Origin of the sequence: Streptomyces typhae, from assembly GCF_009755605.1 — a bacterium.
GTDB classification, from domain to species: Bacteria; Actinomycetota; Actinomycetes; order Streptomycetales; family Streptomycetaceae; genus Streptomyces; species Streptomyces typhae.
The window spans coordinates 149,111-169,913 of the sequence record NZ_WPNZ01000010.1; the positions used below are offsets into that span (position 1 = coordinate 149,111).

The window sequence follows — 20,803 nt, forward strand, 5'->3', positions numbered from 1 at the left end:
TACCTCGCCCTTCGCGGGGGTGGGTTCGTGTTGAGGGGCAACAGGACCGGAGCGGGGAGCGAAGGGAGGGAGCGGGAGGCGACCGGAGGGGAGTGCGGAGCACGTGCGCGCACCCGGCGCGCGGACGTCGAACGGACGACCGGAACCAGTCGGCAGATGAGCAGTACCGCATTCACATGGTGAACAAGGGATTCCTTTCGGGAGGCGGATTCGAACCGTCCCCCGCAGTCTGGAATGACTCGAAAGAATGCACGTTCTTACAGCGGTAGGCTCGTCAGCGGCCGGTGGGATCCATACGCCGCCGGCATTCGACATGTGGAGAGGAGCCCTGACCCAGGGTGAGCACCAAGCCGACCACCACAGACCTCGAGTGGACCGAACTGGACCAGCGGGCTGTCGACACCGTCCGCGTCCTGGCCATGGATTCCGTACAGAAGGTCGGCAACGGCCATCCGGGTACGGCCATGAGCCTCGCGCCTGCCGCATACACCCTTTTCCAGAAGGTGATGCGGCACGACCCGGCGGACGCCGACTGGACCGGCCGCGATCGTTTCGTCCTGTCCGCGGGACACTCGTCTCTGACGCTTTACATTCAGCTGTACCTGGCCGGTTTCGGCCTGGAGCTCGACGACCTGAAGGCGTTCCGCACCTGGGGTTCGAAGACCCCGGGTCACCCGGAGTACGGCCACACGGTGGGTGTCGAGACGACGACGGGCCCGCTCGGCCAGGGCGTCGCCAACGCCGTGGGCATGGCGATGGCCGCGCGGTACGAGCGCGGTCTGTTCGACCCGGACACCGCCGCGGGCGAGTCGCCCTTCGACCACTTCATCTACGCCATCGCCGGTGACGGCTGTCTCCAGGAGGGCATCTCCGCCGAGGCGTCCTCGATGGCGGGCCACCAGAAGCTCGGCAACCTCATCCTGCTGTGGGACGACAACCACATCTCGATCGAGGGCGACACGGAGACGGCGATCTCCGAGGACACCGAGAAGCGGTACGAGGCCTACGGCTGGCACGTGCAGCGCGTGGAGCCCAAGGAGAACGGCGACCTGGACCCGGCCGCGCTGTACGCGGCGATCCAGGAGGCCAAGGCCGTCACCGACCGGCCGTCCTTCATCGCGATGCGCTCGATCATCGCCTGGCCCGCCCCGAACGCGCAGAACACCGAGGCCGCGCACGGCTCAGCGCTCGGCGACGAGGAGGTCGCGGCCACCAAGCGCGTCCTCGGCTTCGACCCGGAGCAGTCCTTCGAGGTCGCCGACGAGGTGCTCGCGCACACCCGCGGCGCCCTGGAGCGGGGCAGCGAGGCCAAGGCGACATGGGCGAAGTCCTTCGCCGACTGGCGTACGCAGCAGCCCGAGCGCGCCGCCGAGTTCGACCGTGTCGCCGCGGGCGAGCTGCCGGCCGGCTGGGAGGAGAAGCTCCCGGTCTTCGAGACGGGCAAGGGCGTCGCGACGCGGGCCGCGTCCGGCAAGGTCCTGCAGGCGCTCGGCGCGGTGATCCCCGAGCTGTGGGGCGGCTCCGCCGACCTGGCGGGCTCGAACAACACCACGATCGACAAGACGTCGTCGTTCCTGCCGGAGGGCAATCCGCTGCCGGAGGCCGACCCGTACGGCCGTACGATCCACTACGGCATCCGCGAGCACTCCATGGCCGCGGAGATGAACGGCATCGCGCTGCACGGCAACACGCGCATCTACGGCGGCACGTTCCTGGTCTTCTCGGACTACATGCGCAACGCCGTGCGCCTGTCGGCCCTGATGCACCTGCCGGTGACGTACGTGTGGACGCACGACTCCGTCGGCCTCGGCGAGGACGGCCCGACGCACCAGCCGGTCGAGCACCTGGCCTCGCTGCGTGCCATCCCGGGCCTGAACGTCGTGCGCCCGGCCGACGCGAACGAGACCGCCGTCGCGTGGCGCGAGATCCTCAAGCGCCACACCAAGGAGTTCGGCAAGGGCGCCCCGCACGGCCTGGCGCTGACCCGTCAGGGCGTGCCGACGTACGAGCGCAACGAGGACGCCGCCAAGGGCGGGTACGTCCTGTTCGAGGCGGAAGGGCCCTCCGGGCAGCACACGACTCCCGAGGTCGTTCTCATCGGTACCGGCTCCGAGGTGCAGCTCGCCGTGGAGGCGCGCGAGCAGCTGCAGGCGGCGGGCGTCCCGACGCGCGTCGTCTCGATGCCGTCGGTCGAATGGTTCGAGGAGCAGGACCAGGGGTACCGGGACTCGGTGCTGCCGCCGTCGGTCAAGGCGCGCGTCGCGGTCGAGGCGGGCATCGGCCTGACCTGGCACCGCTTCGTCGGTGACGCGGGCCGCATCGTCTCGCTGGAGCACTTCGGTGCGTCGGCGGACGCCAAGGTGCTGTTCCGCGAGTTCGGCTTCACCGCCGACGCGGTGGCCTCGGCGGCGCGGGCTGTGCTCGATTCACTGAATGGGACCGCCGCCGCTCAGCGCTGACGCCCATATACGACCAAGTAGGAGATGTAATTCCATGACAGACGCACTCAAGCGCCTCTCCGACGAAGGCGTCGCGATCTGGCTGGACGACCTGTCGCGCAAGCGGATCACGTCCGGCAACCTCGCCGAGCTGATCGACCAGCAGCACGTCGTGGGCGTCACGACCAACCCCTCGATCTTCCAGAAGGCGATCTCGGAGGGCGACGGCTACGACACGCAGCTCACCGACCTCGCCGCCCGCAAGGTCACGGTCGAGGAAGCCATTCGCATGATCACGACGGCGGACGTCCGTGACGCCGCCGACATCCTGCGCCCGGTCTTCGACGCGACCGACGGCCAGGACGGCCGGGTCTCGATCGAGGTCGACCCGCGGCTCGCCCACCACACGCGCGCCACGGTCGCCGAGGCCAAGCAGCTCGCGTGGCTGGTGGACCGCCCGAACACGCTGATCAAGATCCCCGCGACCAAGGCGGGCCTGCCGGCCATCACCGAGGTCATCGGCCGGGGCATCAGCGTCAACGTCACGCTGATCTTCTCCCTGGAGCGCTACCGCGAGGTCATGGACGCCTACCTCGCCGGCCTGGAGAAGGCCAAGGCGGCGGGCCTGGACCTGTCGAAGATCCACTCGGTGGCGTCGTTCTTCGTGTCCCGCGTGGACACCGAGATCGACAAGCGCATCGACGCCCTGGGCACCGACGAGGCCAAGGCGGCGCGCGGCAAGGCCGCCCTCGCCAACGCCCGGCTCGCCTACGAGGCGTACGAGGAGGTCTTCGGCTCCGACCGCTGGGCCGCGCTCGACAAGGCCCACGCCAACAAGCAGCGCCCCCTGTGGGCGTCGACCGGCGTCAAGGACAAGGCGTACAAGGACACGCTGTACGTGGACGACCTGGTCGCCCCCGGCACGGTGAACACCATGCCCGAGGCCACCCTGGAGGCCGTCGCCGACCACGGCTCGGTCACCGGCAACACCATCGCCGGTGCCTACGACCAGGCGCGCGCGGACATCGCGTCCCTGGAGAAGCTCGGGATCTCCTACGACGAGGTCGTGCAGCTCCTGGAGGACGAGGGCGTGCAGAAGTTCGAGGCGTCCTGGAACGACCTGCTCAAGTCGACCGAGGCGGAGCTGAAGCGCCTTTCCCCCTCGGAGGGCTGACACCTTGACCGCAGTTCATGGAGCCAACCCGCTTCGTGACGCCGCGGACCGACGGCTCCCGCGCATCGCGGGGCCGTCGGGCCTCGTCATCTTCGGCGTCACGGGCGATTTGTCCCGTAAAAAGCTGATGCCTGCTGTCTATGACCTCGCCAACCGGGGTCTGCTGCCGCCGGGCTTCTCGCTGATCGGTTTCGCCCGCCGCGACTGGGAGGACGAGGACTTCGCCGAGGTCGTCCACGACGCGGTCAAGCAGCACTCGCGCACGCCGTTCCGCGAGGAGGTCTGGCAGCAGCTCATCCAGGGGATGCGCTTCGTCCAGGGCAACTTCGACGACGACGCCGCCTTCGAGCAGCTGAAGTCCACCATCCAGGAGCTCGACAAGGCGCAGGGCACGGGCGGCAACTTCGCCTTCTACCTCTCGGTGCCCCCGAAGTTCTTCCCGCAGGTCGTCCAGCAGCTGAAGAAGCACGAGCTCGCGGACGCGCCGGAGGGCTCCTGGCGCCGGGCCGTCATCGAGAAGCCGTTCGGTCACGACCTGAAGTCCGCCAAGGACCTGAACGCGATCGTGCACGAGGTGTTCGCCCCGGACCAGGTGTTCCGGATCGACCACTACCTCGGCAAGGAGACCGTCCAGAACATCCTGGCGCTGCGCTTCGCCAACCAGATGTTCGAGCCGATCTGGAACCGGTCGTACGTCGACCACGTACAGATCACGATGGCCGAGGACATCGGCATCGGCGGCCGGGCCGGCTACTACGACGGCATCGGCGCCGCCCGCGACGTCATCCAGAACCACCTGCTCCAGCTCATGGCCCTGACCGCCATGGAGGAGCCCGCGTCCTTCGACGCCAACGCGCTGGTCGCGGAGAAGGCGAAGGTGCTCGGCGCGGTGCGGCTGCCCAAGGACCTGTCCAAGGACACCGTCCGCGGGCAGTACTCGGCGGGCTGGCAGGGCGGCGAGAAGGCGGTCGGCTACCTCCAGGAAGAGGGCATCGACCCCAAGTCGAAGACCGACACCTATGCCGCGATCAAGCTGGGCGTCGACAACCGCCGCTGGGCGGGCGTGCCCTTCTACCTGCGCACCGGCAAGCGCCTCGGCCGCCGCGTCACGGAGATCGCGGTCGTCTTCCAGCGCGCCCCGCACTCCCCCTTCGACCACACGGCGACGGAGGAGCTCGGGCAGAACGCGATCGTCATCCGCGTCCAGCCGGACGAGGGCATCACGGTCCGCTTCGGCTCGAAGGTGCCGGGCACCTCGATGGAGATCCGGGACGTGTCGATGGACTTCGCGTACGGCGAGTCCTTCACCGAGTCCAGCCCGGAGGCCTACGAACGGCTGATCCTGGACGTGCTGCTCGGCGACGCCAACCTGTTCCCGCGCACGGAGGAGGTCGAGCTGTCCTGGAACATCCTCGACCCGATCGAGCAGCACTGGGACGAGAACGGCACGCCGGCGCAGTACCCGGCCGGCACCTGGGGGCCGGTCGAGGCGGACGAAATGCTCGCACGAGACGGACGGAGCTGGCGCCGGCCATGAAGATCGACCTGACGGACACCACGGCCAGCAAGATCAACAAGGCCCTCGTGCAGGGCCGCCGCGCCATCGGCTCACCGGCCGTCGGCATGGTGCTCACCCTCGTCATCGTCACCGACGAGGAGAACGCGTACGACGCGCTGCGGGCGGCCAGCGAGGCCTCCCGCGAGCACCCCTCGCGGACCCTGGTCGTCATCAAGCGGGTCTCGCGCTCGCCGCGCGACCGCACGACGTCGCGCCTCGACGCCGAGGTGCGGGTCGGCGCGGACGCGGGCACCGGCGAGACGGTGATCCTGCGCCTGTACGGCGAGGTGCTCAATCACGCCCAGTCGGTGGTCCTGCCCCTGCTGCTCCCGGACGCGCCGGTGGTGGCGTGGTGGCCGGTGAACGCCCCGCTCGACCCGGCCAAGGACCCGCTCGGCGCCCTGGCCCAGCGCCGCGTCACCGACACCTACGCGGCCGAGCAGCCCATCCACGAGCTGACCGCGCGCGCCGAGGCCTACCACCCCGGCGACACGGACCTGTCGTGGACCCGCATCACGCCGTGGCGCTCGATGCTGGCCGCCGCCCTGGACCAGGTGGCCTGCGAGGTCACCGGTGCGCAGGTGGAGGGCGAGGAGTTCAACCCGAGCGTCGAACTGCTCGCGATGTGGCTCGCGGAGCGCCTGGGCGTACCGGTCAAGCGAACGCTGTCGCCGGGCCCCGGCCTGACGGGCGTGCGGATGGAGACCAACTGCGGCCCGATCGTCCTCGACCGTGCCGACGGCTCCCTCGCGACGCTGTCGATCCAGGGCCAGCCGGACCGCGCGGTCGCGCTCAAGCGCCGTGAGACGTCCGAGCTGATCGCGGAGGAGCTGCGGCGCCTGGACCCGGACGACACCTACGCGGCCGCGCTGAAGTTCGGCGTGGACCGGCTCGGTGAGGCGGTCGCTCCGGAGCCTTCGGTGGACTCGCGGGACAAGGAGTCCTCGGATCCGGGTGCGGGTTCGGGCTCCTCCTCGGATTCCGGTTCGGGTTCCTCCTCGGATTCCGGTTCGGGTTCCTCCGGGAGTTCGGCCGCCGAAGGGGACGCGTCGGCCGAGGACGACTCTGCGGCCAAGGACGGCGGGAGCAAGTCGGGGACCGCCAAGAAGGCGGCCGCGAAGGCCCCGGCCAAGAAGGCGGCCGCCAAGTGAGCACCGCCCCGCAGCTCGTCGTGCACCGCGACAAGGAGCTGATGGCCCAGGCCGCCGCGGCCCGGCTGATCACAAGGATCGTCGACGCGCAGTCGGCCCGCGGCTCCGCCTCCGTGGTCCTCACCGGCGGCCGCAACGGCAACGGCCTGCTCGCGGCACTCAGCGCGGCGCCCGCCCGCGATGCCGTGGACTGGTCGCGGCTCGACCTGTGGTGGGGCGACGAGCGGTTCCTGCCGGACGGCGACCCCGAGCGCAACCACACGCAGGCCCGCGAGGCCCTGCTCGACTCGGTGCCGCTCGACCCCGCGCGGGTGCATCCGATGCCCGCGTCCGACGGTCTCTACGAGGCGGACGCGGCGGCGGAGTCGTACGCGGCCGAACTCGCTGCGGCGGCGGGCCCCGAGGACCACGGGCCGGTGCCGACGTTCGACGTCCTGATGCTGGGCGTCGGCCCGGACACCCATGTGGCCTCGCTCTTCCCGGAGTCGCCCGCGGTGCGGGAGACCGAGCGCACGGTGGTCGGCGTCCACGGCGCGCCCAAGCCGCCGCCCACGCGCGTCTCGCTCACCCTGCCGGCGATCCGGTCGGCCCGCGAGGTGTGGCTGCTCGCGGCGGGCGAGGACAAGGCGAAGGCCGCGGCGATCGCGCTGTCCGGGGCGGGCGAGGTCCAGGCCCCGGCGGCGGGAGCGTACGGCAGGGCGCGCACGCTGTGGCTCCTGGACGCGGCGGCGGCGTCCCAGCTGCCGCGGGATCTGTATCCCCCGGCGTCGGCCTGACCCACAGGACGGCGTCGGCCTGGCCCACAGGACCTGGCCCACAGGACGAAGGGCCCCGGACCGCACCTGGTCCGGGGCCCTTCGTCCTGCCTGGGGCTCAGCGCCCGCGCAGCTCCCGGTACTTGGCGACCAGCGCGGTCGTCGACGCGTCCAGGCCGGGCACGTCCGCGCCCTCCGTCAGGGCGGGCTCGACGCGCTTGGCGAGCACCTTGCCGAGTTCGACGCCCCACTGGTCGAAGGAGTCGATGTTCCAGACGGCGCCCTGCACGAAGACCTTGTGTTCGTAGAGCGCGATGAGCTGGCCGAGGACCGAGGGGGTCAGCGCGCTCGCGAGGATCGTCGTCGTCGGGTGGTTGCCCTGGAACGTCTTGTGCGGAACGAGTTCTTCCGGAACGTCCTCGGCGCGGACCTCGTCCGGCGTCTTGCCGAAGGCGAGGGCCTGCGTCTGCGCGAAGAAGTTGGCCATCAGCAGGTCGTGCTGGGCGACCAGGCCCGGCCGCAGGTCGGCCACCGGCTCGGCGAAGCCGATGAAGTCCGCCGGGATGATCTTGGTGCCCTGGTGGATGAGCTGGTAGTACGCGTGCTGTCCGTTCGTGCCCGGGGTGCCCCACACCACGGGACCCGTCTGCCACCGCACCGGGTTGCCGTCGCGGTCCACGGACTTGCCGTTGGACTCCATGTCGAGCTGCTGGAGGTAGGCCGTGAACTTGGACAGGTAGTGCGAGTACGGCAGGACCGCGTGCGACTGGGCGTCGTGGAAGTTGCCGTACCAGATGCCGAGCAGGCCGAGCAGCAGCGGTGCGTTCTCCTCGGGGGACGCCGTGCGGAAGTGGTCGTCGACGAGGCGGAAGCCGTCGAGCATCTCGCGGAAGCGGTCCGGGCCGATGGCGATCATCAGGGAGAGGCCGATCGCCGAGTCGTAGGAGTAGCGCCCGCCGACCCAGTCCCAGAACTCGAACATGTTGGCCGTGTCGATGCCGAAGTCGGAGACCTTCTCCGTGTTCGTCGACAGCGCCACGAAGTGCTTGGCGACCGCGCTCTCGTCGGCCTGCAACTCGGTGAGCAGCCAGTTCCGCGCGGAGGTCGCGTTCGTGATCGTCTCGATCGTGGTGAACGTCTTGGAGGCGACGATGAACAGCGTCTCCGCGGCGTCCAGGTCCCGGATCGCCTCGTGCAGGTCGGCGCCGTCGACGTTCGACACGAAGCGGACGGTCAGCTCACGGTCCGTGAAGGAGCGCAAGGCCTCGTACGCCATCGCCGGACCGAGGTCGGAGCCGCCGATGCCGATGTTGACGACGTTCTTGATGCGCTTGCCGGTGTGGCCGGTCCACTCGCCCGAGCGGACCTTGTCGGAGAAGGACGACATCTTGTCGAGCACGGCGTGCACGGCCGGTACGACGTTCTCGCCGTCCACCTCGACGACCGTGTCGCGGGCGGCGCGCAGCGCGGTGTGCAGGACCGCGCGGCCCTCCGTGGTGTTGATCTTCTCGCCGCGGAACATGGCGTCGCGGAGGCCGAAGACGTCCGTGGCCGCGGCCAGGTCCCTGAGCAGCGCCAGGGTCTCGTCGGTCACCAGGTGCTTGGAGTAGTCGAGGTGCAGGTCGCCGACCTGGAGGGTGTACTTTCCCGCGCGCGCGGGGTCGGCGTCGAACAGCTCCCGCAGCCGCACCTCCCCCAGCTGCTCCTTGTGCTTGGCCAGCGCCGTCCATTCGGGCGTCTGATTCAGCCTGGTGCGGACTTCTGCATTCATCTCGGACTTCAGCTCTCTCTCGTGCAACCTGAGTACCGTGCGTGCGCCCCGCTGCCCTTCCAACCTAATTGATCAGCGCGCGCCGCGAGTCGTCTGTCCGCTGTCGGTGGACTCGGGCACGGAGCCGGTGGACTTGAGCACGGGGGCGAGGGCGACGACGGAGAGTGCGAACAGGGCGGCGGCGAGCAGCATCGGCGTGTTGGGCCCCCACAGGGCCGCGACGGCCCCGCCGAGGACGGCGCCGAGGGGCGCTCCGGCGACCGCCAGGGTGCGGAACGCCGAGCTGACGCGGCCGACCATGGCGGCGGGCGGGCGCTGCTGCATGAGGGTGTGGCTGCTGACGTTCCACACCATCCCCATGGCCCCGAACAACGTCATGCTCACGACGAGCGCCGTGAGGTCGCGGACCGTCCCCATCGCCACGAGCGCGGCGATCTGGGCCGTTCCGGCGACGAACACGCTGCGGACGCGTCCGAACCTGCGGGCGAGCCTGCCCGCCAGCGCACCGCCCAGCAGGCTTCCGGCCGCGTAGGCCGTTATGGCCGCCGCGTATCCGCCGCTGCCCGCGTCGAGCCAGTGGGTGACGAGGACGACGAGGGTGGCGATGAGCGCGCCTATGCCGACGTTGCCGAGCGCGGTCGCCACGCACAGGCCCCTGAGGACCCGGTCCTGCCACAGGGCGCGCAGGCCGCGGGCGATGTCGGACCGCAGGGTGGCCCCCGCCGGTCTGGGCGGACGCTCGGGCACGGGCACCCGCAGGGAGGCCACGAGCGCGGCCGCCACCAGATACGTCGCCGCGTCGGCCGCGTACGGCAGGCCGGGGCCCGCCGTCATCAGGAAGGGCACCGCGGGCGCGGCGAGGAGGCCGCCCGCGAACTGCTGTCCGGTGAGCAGCCGGGCGTTCGCGCTGCCCAGGGCGTCGCGGTCCACGAGGGCGGGAAGCAGGGCCGTGGCGGCGTTGTCGAACAGGGTCTGGAGGGTCGTGAGCAGCAGGGCCAGGGCGATGAGCAGCCCGATCGTGGCGTGGCCGAGGGCGACGGCCACCGCGAAGGCGGCCACGAGCACGCCGCGCACCACGTCCACCATCCACATGGCGCGCCGCTGGTCCACCCGGTCGGCGACGGCGCCGCCGAGCAGGCCGAAGGCGACCCAGGGCAGATATCCGCAGGCGGTGACGGAGGCGATGAGCAGCGGGTCGTCCGTGAGGGACGCGGCGAGCAGGGGCAGGGCGGCCTTGCGGAGCGCGTCGCCGAAGCTGGACAGGACGGCGGCGCCCCACAGCCGTCCGAAGCCGCCGCGCCAGGCGACGCTGCGCGTGCCCGTGTCCGGCGTCTCGACAACAGCCGTCACAACTCCCCCTTCGAGCCCCGTGGTTCACAGCCCGGACCGATGATGATCCGCCGAACCTGGACCCACCGTAGAGGTAGCCACTGACACTCAAGGTGCGGGACTCAAGGCGCGGAACTGAGGGCGCTGAGGGCGCGGAACTCAGGGAGGAGATACAGCTCCGGCCGGGCACCTCTCGGTGTCCGGCCGGTTGACGTCTCAGATCTCGCCCCGCAGTTTGGCGAGCGCCTCCGCGAGGATGGCCTCGCCGTCCGCGTCGCTGCGCCGCTCGCGGACGTAGGCGAGATGGGTCTTGTACGGCTCGGTGCGCGGCGGGTCCGGGGGGTTGTCCCGGTCCTGGCCTGCCGGAAAGCCGCAGCGGGGGCAGTCCCAGGTGTCGGGGACCTGCGCGTCGCTGGCGAAGCTCGGCTGCGTCTCGTGCCCGTTGGAGCACCAGAAGGAGATGCGCAGTCGCGGCGCGGACTCACCGCGCTCGGCCTCGCCCATCGGCCCCGCCCCGACCCGGCTTCCCCGGATCGCGTTGCCACTTGCCACGGTCGTAACTCCCTGCGTGATGGTGCTGCCTGTGTCGAACGGCGGCTGCGCCGCGGGGTCGACTGCCGGCTCCGCTGCGGGCGCCTCAGTCTACGTAAGGCCCAACGCGCGTCCAGTGTTGGGAGTTACACCCCACCCCGACACGCAAGCCCCATGATAAGCCGCGCACGGGGGCGCGTACTGAACATGGGGCTATGAGCGGGACAGCGAACCAAACCGCCGCCGAATTGGCAAGCGGCCCACGTCAGCTGTCAGTTGTTGACCTTCATCAGGATGCCGAGCACGACGATGCTCGCGAACCACAGCAGTCCGACCACGACCGTGATCCGGTCGAGGTTGCGCTCGGCGACCGAGGAGCCGCCGACGGACGACTGCATTCCGCCACCGAACATGTCGGAAAGGCCGCCGCCCTTGCCCTTGTGCATCAGCACCAGCAGCATCAGCAGCAGGCTGAAGACGATCAGGGCGATCGAGAACCCCATAACCACGGCTGGACCAACTTCCTCGGATCTGAATCGACGACGGGGCCCGAAGCTCTTTCGTGAGTGCGGAACACTCAGAATGCAAGCCTCGGACCCCGCAAGAGTACGACGTATCGCCGCTAGCGCATACTCACTGGTGACGTCACTGGTCGCCGAAGCGAACGATCTTGACGAACTCGTCGGCGTCGAGCGCCGCACCGCCCACCAGGGCACCGTCGACGTCACGCTGCGCCATGATGTCGGCGACGTTCTTCGCCTTCACGGAGCCGCCGTACTGGATGCGGACCTTGTCGGCCAGTTCCTGCGAGTACAGCTCGGCGAGACGGCGGCGGATCGCGCCGCAGACCTCCTGCGCGTCCTCGGGGGTCGCGACCTCACCGGTGCCGATGGCCCACACCGGCTCGTAGGCGATCACGATGGACTCGGCCTGCTCGGCGGGGACGTCCTTGAGGCCGCCGTCGAGCTGGGTGAGCGTGTACTGGACCTGCTGGCCCGCCTTGCGGATGTCCAGGCCCTCGCCGATGCACAGGATCGGCGTGATGCCGTGCTTGAAGGCGGCCTTGACCTTGGCGTTGCAGATCTCGTCGGTCTCGTTGTGGTACTGGCGGCGCTCGGAGTGGCCGACGGCCACGTAGGAGCACTTCAGCTTGGCGAGCATCGGGCCCGAGATCTCGCCGGTGTAGGCCCCGGAGTCCTGGGCCGAGATGTCCTGGGCGCCGTACTTGATCTTCAGCTTGTCGCCGTCGACCAGGGTCTGCACGGAGCGCAGGTCGGTGAAGGGCGGCAGGACGGCGACCTCGACGGCCTCGTAGTCCTTGTCGGCCAGCGCGAAAGCGAGCTTCTGGACGTGCGCGATGGCCTCGAGGTGGTTGAGGTTCATCTTCCAGTTGCCCGCCATCAGCGGCGTGCGAGCGGTCTGATTCGTCATGAGGGGTGTCAGTTCTCCAGTGCGGCGAGGCCGGGGAGCGTCTTGCCCTCGAGGTATTCGAGGGAGGCGCCGCCACCGGTCGAGATGTGGCCGAATGCGTTCTCGTCGAAGCCCAGGGTGCGCACGGCCGCGGCGGAGTCGCCGCCGCCGACGACCGTGAAGGCCGAGGAGTCCAGAAGTGCCTGGGCGACCGCCTTGGTGCCCTCGGCGTAGTCGGGGTGCTCGAAGACGCCCATGGGGCCGTTCCAGAAGACGGTGGCCGCGTCGGCGAGCTTGGAGGCGTAGAGCTTGCGGGTCTCGGGGCCGATGTCGAGGCCCTCCTGGTCGGCCGGGATGGCGTCCGCGGCGACCGTGGTCGGGTTGGCCGGGGCCTTCGTCCTCAGGTCCGGGAACTCACCGGCGACCAGGACGTCCGTCGGCAGGACGAACTCGACGCCCCGCTCCTCGGCGCGCTTCAAGTAGCCCTGCACGGCAGGGATCTGGTCCTCCTGGAGGAGCGAGATGCCGACCTCGTGGCCCTGCGCCTTCAGGAAGGTGTACGCCATGCCGCCGCCGATCAGGATGCGGTCGGCCTTCTCCAGGAGGTGCTCGATGACACCGAGCTTGTCGGAGACCTTGGCGCCGCCGAGAACGACCGCGTACGGCCTCTTGACGTCCTCGGTGAGCTTCTTCAGGACACCGACCTCGGTGCTGATCAGGTGCCCGGCGTAGTGCGGCAGCCGGGCCGGCAGGTCGAACACCGAGGCGTGCTTGCGGTGCACGGCGCCGAAGCCGTCGCCCACGTAGACATCGGCCAGTTCGGCGAGCTGATCGGCGAAGGCACCGCGCTCGGCGTCGTCCTTGGCCGTCTCACCGGCGTTGAAACGCAGGTTCTCGACGACGGCGACCTGGCCGTCGGCGAGGCCCGCGGCGGTGGCCCTGGCCGAGTCCCCCACGGTGTCGGTGGCGAAGCGGACCTCGGCCCCGAGGAGCTCACCGAGCCGGGCGGCGGCCGGGGCCAGCGAGAACGCCGGGTCCGGGGCGCCCTTGGGGCGGCCCAGGTGCGAGGCGACGACCACGCGGGCGCCCGCGTCGGCCAGCGCCTTGACGGTGGGCACGACCGCGCGGATGCGGCCGTCGTCGGTGATGGTCGTGCCGTCGAGCGGCACGTTGAGGTCGGCGCGGACGAAGACCCGCTTGCCTGCGACACCGTCGGCGAGAAGTTCGTCGATCGTCTTCATGTAATAGGACTCCGTGGCTCGGACTTCTGGAGAGGGGCTCACGCACCACAGGGTCCGAACCGCGCCACCTCGCGCTGTCCGGACCCTGTGCTCACATCGGGATGCCTGGCTCTGAGACGGGGACCGCTTAGAGCTGACCGCCGACGAAGACCGTGAGGTCGACGAGGCGGTTGGAGTAGCCCCACTCGTTGTCGTACCAGCCGAGGATCTTCACCGACTTGCCCTCCTGGACCATGGTCAGGGAGGAGTCGAAGGTGCAGGACGCCGGGTCGCTGACGATGTCCGAGGACACAATCGGGTCCTCGGTGTAGTACAGGATGCCCTTGAGGTCGCCGTCGTCGGCGGCCTTCTTGAACGCGGCGTTGACCTCGTCCTTGGTGACCTCGCGCTGAAGCTCCACGACCAGGTCGGTGGCCGAGCCCGTCGGGACCGGGACGCGCATCGCGATGCCGTCGAGCTTGCCCTTGAGCTGCGGCAGGACCAGGGCGGTGGCCTTCGCGGCGCCCGTCGTGGTCGGGATGATGTTCTCGGCGGCCGCGCGGGCGCGACGCAGGTCCTTGTGCGGGAAGTCCAGGATGCGCTGGTCGTTGGTGTACGCGTGCACCGTCGTCATCAGGCCCTTGACGATGCCGAAGTTCTCGTCGAGGACCTTGGCCATCGGCGCCACACAGTTGGTGGTGCAGGAGGCGTTGGAGATGACGTGGTGGTTCGCCGCGTCGTACTTGTCCTGGTTGACGCCCATCACGATGGTGATGTCCTCGTCCTTGGCCGGAGCCGAGATGAGGACCTTCTTCGCGCCACCCGCGAGGTGCTTCGCGGCGTCGTCGCGCTTGGTGAAGATGCCGGTGGACTCGATCACGACGTCGACGCCGAGGTCGCCCCACGGGATGTCGGCGGGGTTGCGCTCGGACAGCACCTTGATGGTGTGGCCGTCGACGGTGATGGTGTCCTCGGTGTGCGACACCTCGGCCTTGAGGCGGCCCAGGATCGTGTCGTACTTGAGCAGGTGCGCCGTCGTGGCGGTGTCACCCAGGTCGTTGACAGCCACGATCTCGATGTCCGCACCCTGCTCGAGCAGCGCGCGGAAGTAGTTGCGCCCGATGCGGCCGAAGCCGTTGATGCCTACGCGGATCGTCACGAACCGATCTCCTCGTTGGTACGCCGGTCTGAGACGCCGGCGAGATGTATGGGATGTCCCCGACCGCCTCCGACCCTACCTCTCTGAAGCCTCATAGGTGACATCGAGCGGGGCCGGAAACGGCTCGATGGCCCGTACCCCTCGGTAGGGGTACGGGCCACCGGGACCCTGGTTCTGATTACGCTGTGTCAGCTGCGCAGATGTGTCAGGGCAGCGCCCATAAGAGCGGCCCTCTCGGCGTTTCCGGCCACGTGCTCGAACCCGAAGCCGAGCAGCACGCTGTCACGCGCCGTGACGGCCGCGTAGGGCTTGTAGAGCTCGCCGGTGCGCACCCAGTCACCTGTGATATTGGGGCTCCCGGCCGGGGGCGGCGCGACGGCCCAGGAGCCGAGCGTCGTCTCGAACCCCTCGGTCTCGGTCGCGGTGCCGCCGACGACCAGTCGGGCGTTGTCGGCGAAGAGGCCCCTGCCGCCGTCGGAGGGGTCGGTGACCGAGCTGAGCGACACCTCGACCTTCTTGCCCGCGTACGCGCTGAGGTCGAAGGAGGCCTGCTTCCAGCCCCCGGAGGAGCCGGTGAAGCTGTTCCAGGCGCCGCTGGTGCCGCTCGCCGCGCAACTCGTCGCGGTGCGCGTCAGGTAGTGGCGCAGGAACGGGTGGGCGTTGATGAAGAAGCCGGCCGCGCACTGGGCGGGCACGGTGGCGGACGAGCCGCCGTTGCGGTCCGCCAGCGTGGTCCAGTCGTCGGCGCCCGCGGTGTGCGCTTCGAGGAGCCCGTGGTCGAAGCCGGACTCCATGCTCCAGTTCAGCGCGACGCGCAGCTCCGGCGCGTCGGCCGCCGTGACGCCGGTCAGGTCGAAGGTGCGGGTGAGCCGCTTGTAGTCCCGGTCGGCGTGCGTCGCGGAGGCCATGCCCTGTCCCTCGTACGGCGCGTACGGGTTGGTCAGGCCCGGGTAGGAGCCCGCCGCCGCGCTCTTGAACTGCGGGAAGTCCTTGGCGGGCAGATTGTCGGAGGTGACGGTGAAGCGGCCCGCCTTGTCGGGCGGGTTCCCGTCGGCGGCGCCGAGCGCGCCCCCGGTCCCGGCGAGCGCGCCGCTGCCCTCGAAGCTCGTCGCGCCGGGCGCGGTGAGGCGTTCGTAGGCGCCCAGGTAGTACTGCGCGAAGTCGTCGGTCAGGGCCTCGCCGAGGTTGACGTTGCCGCCGGCCCGCTCGCCGGACTCGATGAGCTTGCCGCCCTCGTTGAGGTAGGCGCGCAGGGCCAGCTGGGTGGGTGCCCCGGGCACGGGGTCGCCGGTGTAGTGCACGACCGCGCGGAAGTGCGCGAGGACGCCGAGGGGGTGCGGGACGCCCTGCTCGGCGACGTCCCAGACGGCGGCCGTCCGGCCGTTCGCCTTGACGGCGTCGACGTACTTCTGAAGCTGGGTGGCCTTGGCGCCCTCCTCGGCGACGACGAGCGTGTCCGCCCTGGGCCGTTCGGCGACGGTGTACGTGAAGTGCGGGCTCTCGGTGCGGCCCTTCTTGGCGCGGCCGGTGAACCACACCTCGACCTCGTCGCCCGCGCGGGCGCCCTCGATCTCGGCGCGGTACTGGTCGAAGTACAGGTTGTCCTCGCCGCCGTAGGTCTCGCCGCCCTTCCAGCGCTTGAGTTCCCCGCTCTGTGTCCGGCCGCCGTCGACGCGGTAGCGGAGCTCCTTGTCGCGTACGGACCTGCGGGCGGTGACGGCGACCTCCTGGTCACCGCCGCGCGCGTAGGAGGTGGTGAAGGAGTCGGGGGTGAAGTCGGGGGCGTCGATGCCGGTGACGGAGACCGGCTGGTCGGGGTGGAGTGCGGTCTCGGCGACGGCGAGCGCGAAGGGGACGTTCTTCGCGAACTCCTGCTGGATCAGCTTCTCGTCGTCGGGGAAGGTGAAGATGGACGCGCAGTCCTCGGGCTTCCAGGCGTCGTCGGGGTCGACGTTCGACGCGGTCTGGCAGGTGGACATCTCCGGGGTGAACATCGCGATGCCGTTGACGTTGCCCGCGTGGCCGTCGGCCTCGCCGTTGGTGGTGTAGAGCTCGGAGGAGACCTGCGGGTGGTAGCCGGGGATCGCGGGCTTCTCGGGGGTGCCGGCGAGTGCCTTGTAGAGCACGTCGTCGGGGGTGGGCGTGGCGACCTGCCAGCCCACTCCGTAGAGGATCAGTTCGGCAGCCGAGTGGTAGTTGATCCCGTACGTGAAGCCGATGCGCTTCTGGAAGCGGTCGATCGCCTTCGTCTCGGGCTCGGACATCGCGCCGGTGCCGCGGTAGGTCTCCGAGGAGGGGTTCGGGGACGAACCCTCGTTGTCGTAGCCCCACTTGTAGGCGAAGTTGCGGTTGAGGTCCACGCCGTCGCCCGCGGCGATCCGGCCGTCGCCGTCGATGTCGCGGAGGTTCTTGCGCCACTGCCGCTCGCCGTCGGCGGCGTGCGTGAAGTCGTAGCCGTCCGGGTTGGCGGAGAGCACGAACCACAGCTCGGTGGAGTTCACGAGCCTGGTGACGCGCTTGTCCTTGCCGTAGTTGTCCACGTAGTGGTGCAGCAGGCGGCGGGTCATCTCCGGGGTGATCCACTCACGCGCGTGCTGGTTGGACATGTACAGCGTGGCGGGCTTGGAGCCGTCCTTGGACTTCTGGGCGCCCTTGGTGAGCTTCAGCGCGAGGATGTCCTTGCCCTGGAGCGTCTTGCCGATCGAGACGACCTTGGTGATGCCGGGGTGGGCCTGCGCGGTCTTGACGATCTCCTCCTGGAGGCCGCCCTTGCCGCTGTACGGCCGGTAGACGCCGTCCCCCGCGGCCTCGACCCGTTTCGCGGCCGCCGCGGAGACCTTGTGCTCCTTCAGCGCGATGCCCCGGCGCTCGATCTTCTCGGCCTGGGCCTTCGTCAGATACAGCTCGACACGGCCGGTGCCGTGCTCGGGCGCCTGCCCGGCGAGTTCGTGTGCGTCCTGGCCCGCCGCGACCAGGATCGGGATCTGCTTCTCGGTGACCTCGGCGCGGTAGACCCGCACGGCGTCGTCACCGGCGGCCGCGGCCTTCGCCGGGTCGCTCGCCTGGGCGTGCGGTGCGGCGACGAGTCCGCCGACGAGCAGTGCGCCGGCGGCGAGGATCGATCTCGCGCGCGCTCTTCGTCTCATGAGCCCCCCTTGCAGTTGTCCGGCACGGTTGTGCGCGAACGCCAGGCTTGTCACCCTTCATGATCATGTCAATACGTCGGGTGGCCGGTTCGTGGGGCGGGACGGGCGGAGCCCGGGGGCGACGAAGAAACCGCCGGGGCCCGTGGGGCACCGGCGGTTTCTGGGATGCGGGAGGGTCGGCCCGGCACGCGGGGGTGTCAGACCACCATGTTGTCGGCGAGCTCGTCGCTCAGATTGGACTCCGTCCCCGGAATGCCCAGGTCCTGCGCCCGCTTGTCGGCCATGGCGAGCAGGCGCCGGATGCGCCCGGCCACGGCGTCCTTGGTCAGCGGCGGGTCGGCGAGCGCGCCCAGCTCCTCCAGGGAGGCCTGCTTGTGCTCCATGCGCAGCCGGCCCGCGGCCGCCAGGTGCTCGGGCACCTCGTCGGCGAGGATCTCCAGGGCGCGCTGCACCCGGGCGCCCGCGGCGACGGCGGCGCGGGCCGAGCGGCGCAGGTTGGCGTCGTCGAAGTTGGCCAGGCGGTTGGCGGTGGCCCGGACCTCGCGGCGCATCCGCCGCTCCTCCCAGGCGAGCACCGACTCATGGGCGCCGAGCCGGGTGAGCAGGGCACCGATCGCGTCCCCGTCCCGGACGACGACCCGGTCCACCCCGCGCACCTCACGGGCCTTCGCGGCGATCTGCAGCCGCCGGGCCGCGCCCACCAGGGCGAGCGCCGCCTCGGGACCCGGGCAGGTCACCTCCAGGGAGGAGGAGCGGCCGGGCTCGGTCAGCGAGCCGTGCGCGAGGAACGCGCCGCGCCAGGCGGCCTCCGCGTCACAGGTGGCCCCCGACACCACCTGCGGCGGCAGACCGCGGATGGGACGGCCGCGGCCGTCCACCAGACCGGTCTGGCGGGCCAGCTGGTCACCGCCCGCGACCACCCGTACGACGTAGCGCGAGCCGCGGCGCAGGCCGCCCGGAGCCATCACGATCAGCTCCGAACCGTGCCCGAAGATCTCCAGGATGTCCCGCTTGAGCCGCCGGGCCGCCATCGCCGTGTCCAGCTCCGCCTCGATCACGATGCGGCCGCTCACCAGGTGCAGGCCGCCTGCGAACCGCAGGATCGCCGAGACCTCTGCTTTTCTGCAGCAGGTCCGGGTGACGGGGAGCCGGGAGATCTCGTCCTTCACCGCTGCCGTCATCGCCATGGGCCGATCCTTCCATGCATCCGAAAAATACGGTCGTACGCGGCGGCCAGCAGCTCCGGGTCGTGCTTGGGGCTGCCGTCCTGCCGGGCCACCGGCGCCAGCTCCACCGTGGCGCCGAACCGCTTGGCGGCTTCGGTGAGGGATCCACGGTCGGGCACGGCGGCCTCGTCGGCCAGCACCACGTCCAGGGCGAGTTTAGGGGCGTGTCGGGCCAAAACCTCCAAATGACGCTGCGGAGAGAACCCCTCGGTTTCTCCGGGCTGCGGCGCGAGGTTCAGGGAGAGCACCCGGCGGGCCTTGGTCTCCGTGAGCGCGTCGAGCAGCTCGGGCACGAGCAGGTGCGGGATCACGGAGGAGAACCAGGATCCGGGGCCGAGAACCACCCAGTCGGCGTCCAGGACGGCCTCCACGGCCTCCGGGACGGCCGGCGGGTCCTGCGGGACGACGTGCACCGACTGCACCTCGCCCGGGGTGAGCGCGACCGTGGCCTGGCCGCGGACGGTGTCCACGTCGTCGGGCCGGTCCGGGTCGTGGCCCCTGACCAGCGCCTGGAGCTCCAGCGGCACCGCGGACATGGGCAGCACCCGGCCCTGCGCGCCGAGCAGCCTGCCGACCAGGTCCAGGGCCTGGACATGGTCGCCGAGCTGCTCCCACAGGGCGACGATCAGCAGATTGCCGACGGCGTGCTCGTGCAGGTCGCCGCGGGACTGGAAGCGGTGCTGGATGACGCGCGCCCACGTCTGGCCCCAGTCGTCGTCGCCGCAGAGCGCGGCGAGGGCCTTGCGCAGGTCGCCGGGCGGCAGCACCCCGAGCTCGGCGCGCAGCCGCCCGCTGGAGCCGCCGTCGTCGGCGACCGTCACCACTGCGGTGAGGTCGCCGGTGATGCGGCGCAGCGCGGCGAGCGAGGCGGACAGGCCCATGCCGCCGCCGAGGGCGACGACCTTGGGCTGGGCGCCCCGCTTGCGGCCGGTGCGGTTCAGGCGGAGCACCCGGCGGTTGGGCTTCATTCGCGCCCCATGTCCCGGTGGACGAGGACGGTCTCGATCCCGGCGGCCGTCAGGCGGGCGGCCAGCTTCTCGGACGTGGCGACGGAGCGGTGCTTGCCGCCCGTACAGCCCACGGCGATGGTCACGTACCGCTTGCCCTCGCGGCGGTAGCCCGCGGCGATCAGCTGGAGCAGTTCGGTGTAGCGGTCGAGGAACTCCTTGGCGCCGGGCTGGTTGAAGACGTACGCCGACACCTCCTCGTTGAGTCCGGTGTACGGGCGCAGCTCGGGCACCCAGTGCGGGTTGGGCAGGAAGCGCATGTCCACGACCAGGTCGGCGTCGACCGGCAGGCCGTACTTGAAGCCGAAGGACATGACCGTGGCCCGCAGCTCCGGCTCCTCGTCGCCCGCGAACTGGGCGTCCATCTTGGCGCGCAGCTCGTGCACGTTCAGGCTGGAGGTGTCGATGACCAGGTCGGCGTCGCCGCGCAGCTCGCGCAGGAGTTCCCGCTCGGCCGCGATGCCGTCGACGATGCGGCCGTCGCCCTGGAGCGGATGCGGGCGGCGCACCGACTCGAAGCGGCGCACCAGGGCGTCGTCCGAGGACTCCAGGAAGACGATGCGCCGGGTGACGTGCTTGGACTCCAGGTCCGCGAGGGACTGGCGCAGGTTGTCGAAGAAGCGCCGACCGCGGACGTCGACGACGACCGCGATGCGCGCGACATTGCCCTGGGACCGGGCGCCGAGCTCCACCATGGTGGGGATCAGCGCGGGCGGCAGGTTGTCCACGACGAACCAGCCGAGGTCCTCCAGGCACTTGGCCGCCGTGGAGCGGCCCGCGCCCGACATCCCGGAGATGATCACCAGCTCGGGGATGGCCGCTTCCGCCGCCTCGCCCGGTTCGATGGTCGTGCCCGTACTCACTTGCGCTCCGTCTTCGTCGTGCTCGCTCATGTCTCCATCCCCCGTCGTCCGTGTGCGGCGCCCAC

At 70.5% G+C, this 20,803-nt stretch carries 16 protein-coding genes; 5 read left to right on the forward strand and 11 right to left on the reverse strand.

Annotated features, from left to right (window positions below):
• The first annotated feature begins 338 nt into the window (after positions 1-338).
• Genes tkt through pgl form a run of 5 tightly spaced genes read left to right on the forward strand, consistent with a single transcriptional unit; the run spans position 339 to position 7,097 of the window.
• Entirely contained in the window at positions 339-2,459 is a 2,121-nt protein-coding gene (gene tkt, locus GPA10_RS19710) for a transketolase (protein ID WP_058851585.1), read from the forward strand.
• Between the two features lie 34 nt (positions 2,460-2,493).
• Positions 2,494-3,612 carry a transaldolase gene (gene tal / locus GPA10_RS19715; RefSeq protein ID WP_157166643.1) on the forward strand — a complete coding sequence of 373 codons (1,119 nt, stop codon included), beginning with the start codon at positions 2,494-2,496 and terminating at the stop codon, positions 3,610-3,612.
• A 4-nt stretch (positions 3,613-3,616) separates the two neighbouring features.
• Entirely contained in the window at positions 3,617-5,149 is a 1,533-nt protein-coding gene (gene zwf, locus GPA10_RS19720; protein WP_058851587.1) for a glucose-6-phosphate dehydrogenase, read from the forward strand.
• On the forward strand, positions 5,146-6,321 hold the full coding sequence (gene opcA / locus GPA10_RS19725) for a glucose-6-phosphate dehydrogenase assembly protein OpcA (protein ID WP_157166644.1): 1,176 nt from the start codon (positions 5,146-5,148) through the stop codon (positions 6,319-6,321). Before zwf ends, opcA begins: the two co-directional genes overlap by 4 nt.
• The gene (pgl, locus tag GPA10_RS19730; protein ID WP_079086943.1) at positions 6,318-7,097 is read left to right on the forward strand and encodes a 6-phosphogluconolactonase; all 780 of its coding nucleotides are present in this window, start codon (positions 6,318-6,320) and stop codon (positions 7,095-7,097) included. The genes opcA and pgl overlap by 4 nt, the downstream gene beginning before the upstream one ends.
• A 97-nt stretch (positions 7,098-7,194) precedes the next feature.
• Here the strand turns inward: pgl and pgi are convergent, their stop codons facing one another.
• From pgi to rapZ, 11 genes are all read right to left on the reverse strand, one after another.
• Positions 7,195-8,847, reverse strand: a complete 1,653-nt coding sequence (pgi, locus tag GPA10_RS19735; RefSeq protein ID WP_157166645.1) for a glucose-6-phosphate isomerase — start codon at positions 8,845-8,847, stop codon at positions 7,195-7,197.
• Between the two features lie 72 nt (positions 8,848-8,919).
• A complete protein-coding gene (locus tag GPA10_RS19740) occupies positions 8,920-10,197 on the reverse strand; it encodes an MFS transporter (RefSeq protein WP_343041114.1) in 1,278 nt (425 codons plus the stop codon).
• A gap of 195 nt (positions 10,198-10,392) precedes the next feature.
• The gene (locus GPA10_RS19745; protein WP_003957010.1) at positions 10,393-10,728 is read right to left on the reverse strand and encodes an RNA polymerase-binding protein RbpA; all 336 of its coding nucleotides are present in this window, start codon (positions 10,726-10,728) and stop codon (positions 10,393-10,395) included.
• A gap of 251 nt (positions 10,729-10,979) precedes the next feature.
• A complete protein-coding gene (gene secG / locus GPA10_RS19750) occupies positions 10,980-11,210 on the reverse strand; it encodes a preprotein translocase subunit SecG (protein WP_030358806.1) in 231 nt (76 codons plus the stop codon).
• 142 nt (positions 11,211-11,352) lie between these two features.
• Positions 11,353-12,138, reverse strand: coding sequence for a triose-phosphate isomerase (tpiA, locus tag GPA10_RS19755; RefSeq protein WP_157166646.1), 786 nt, complete (start codon positions 12,136-12,138; stop codon positions 11,353-11,355).
• An 8-nt stretch (positions 12,139-12,146) separates the two neighbouring features.
• Positions 12,147-13,358: a phosphoglycerate kinase gene (locus GPA10_RS19760; protein ID WP_157166647.1), complete on the reverse strand. Its 1,212-nt coding sequence runs from the start codon at positions 13,356-13,358 to the stop codon at positions 12,147-12,149.
• Between the two features lie 127 nt (positions 13,359-13,485).
• Positions 13,486-14,496: a type I glyceraldehyde-3-phosphate dehydrogenase gene (gap, locus tag GPA10_RS19765; RefSeq protein ID WP_058851592.1), complete on the reverse strand. Its 1,011-nt coding sequence runs from the start codon at positions 14,494-14,496 to the stop codon at positions 13,486-13,488.
• 188 nt (positions 14,497-14,684) lie between these two features.
• Positions 14,685-17,642: a M14 family metallopeptidase gene (locus GPA10_RS19770; RefSeq protein ID WP_157166648.1), complete on the reverse strand. Its 2,958-nt coding sequence runs from the start codon at positions 17,640-17,642 to the stop codon at positions 14,685-14,687.
• A 197-nt stretch (positions 17,643-17,839) separates the two neighbouring features.
• Positions 17,840-18,829 (reverse strand): DNA-binding protein WhiA, encoded by a 990-nt coding sequence (whiA, locus tag GPA10_RS19775; protein ID WP_030564696.1) that lies wholly within the window; start codon positions 18,827-18,829, stop codon positions 17,840-17,842.
• Positions 18,820-19,836 (reverse strand): gluconeogenesis factor YvcK family protein, encoded by a 1,017-nt coding sequence (locus GPA10_RS19780; RefSeq protein ID WP_058851594.1) that lies wholly within the window; start codon positions 19,834-19,836, stop codon positions 18,820-18,822. Before GPA10_RS19780 ends, whiA begins: the two co-directional genes overlap by 10 nt.
• Positions 19,833-20,768, reverse strand: coding sequence for an RNase adapter RapZ (gene rapZ, locus GPA10_RS19785; protein ID WP_058851595.1), 936 nt, complete (start codon positions 20,766-20,768; stop codon positions 19,833-19,835). Before rapZ ends, GPA10_RS19780 begins: the two co-directional genes overlap by 4 nt.
• Positions 20,769-20,803: the final 35 nt, after the last annotated feature.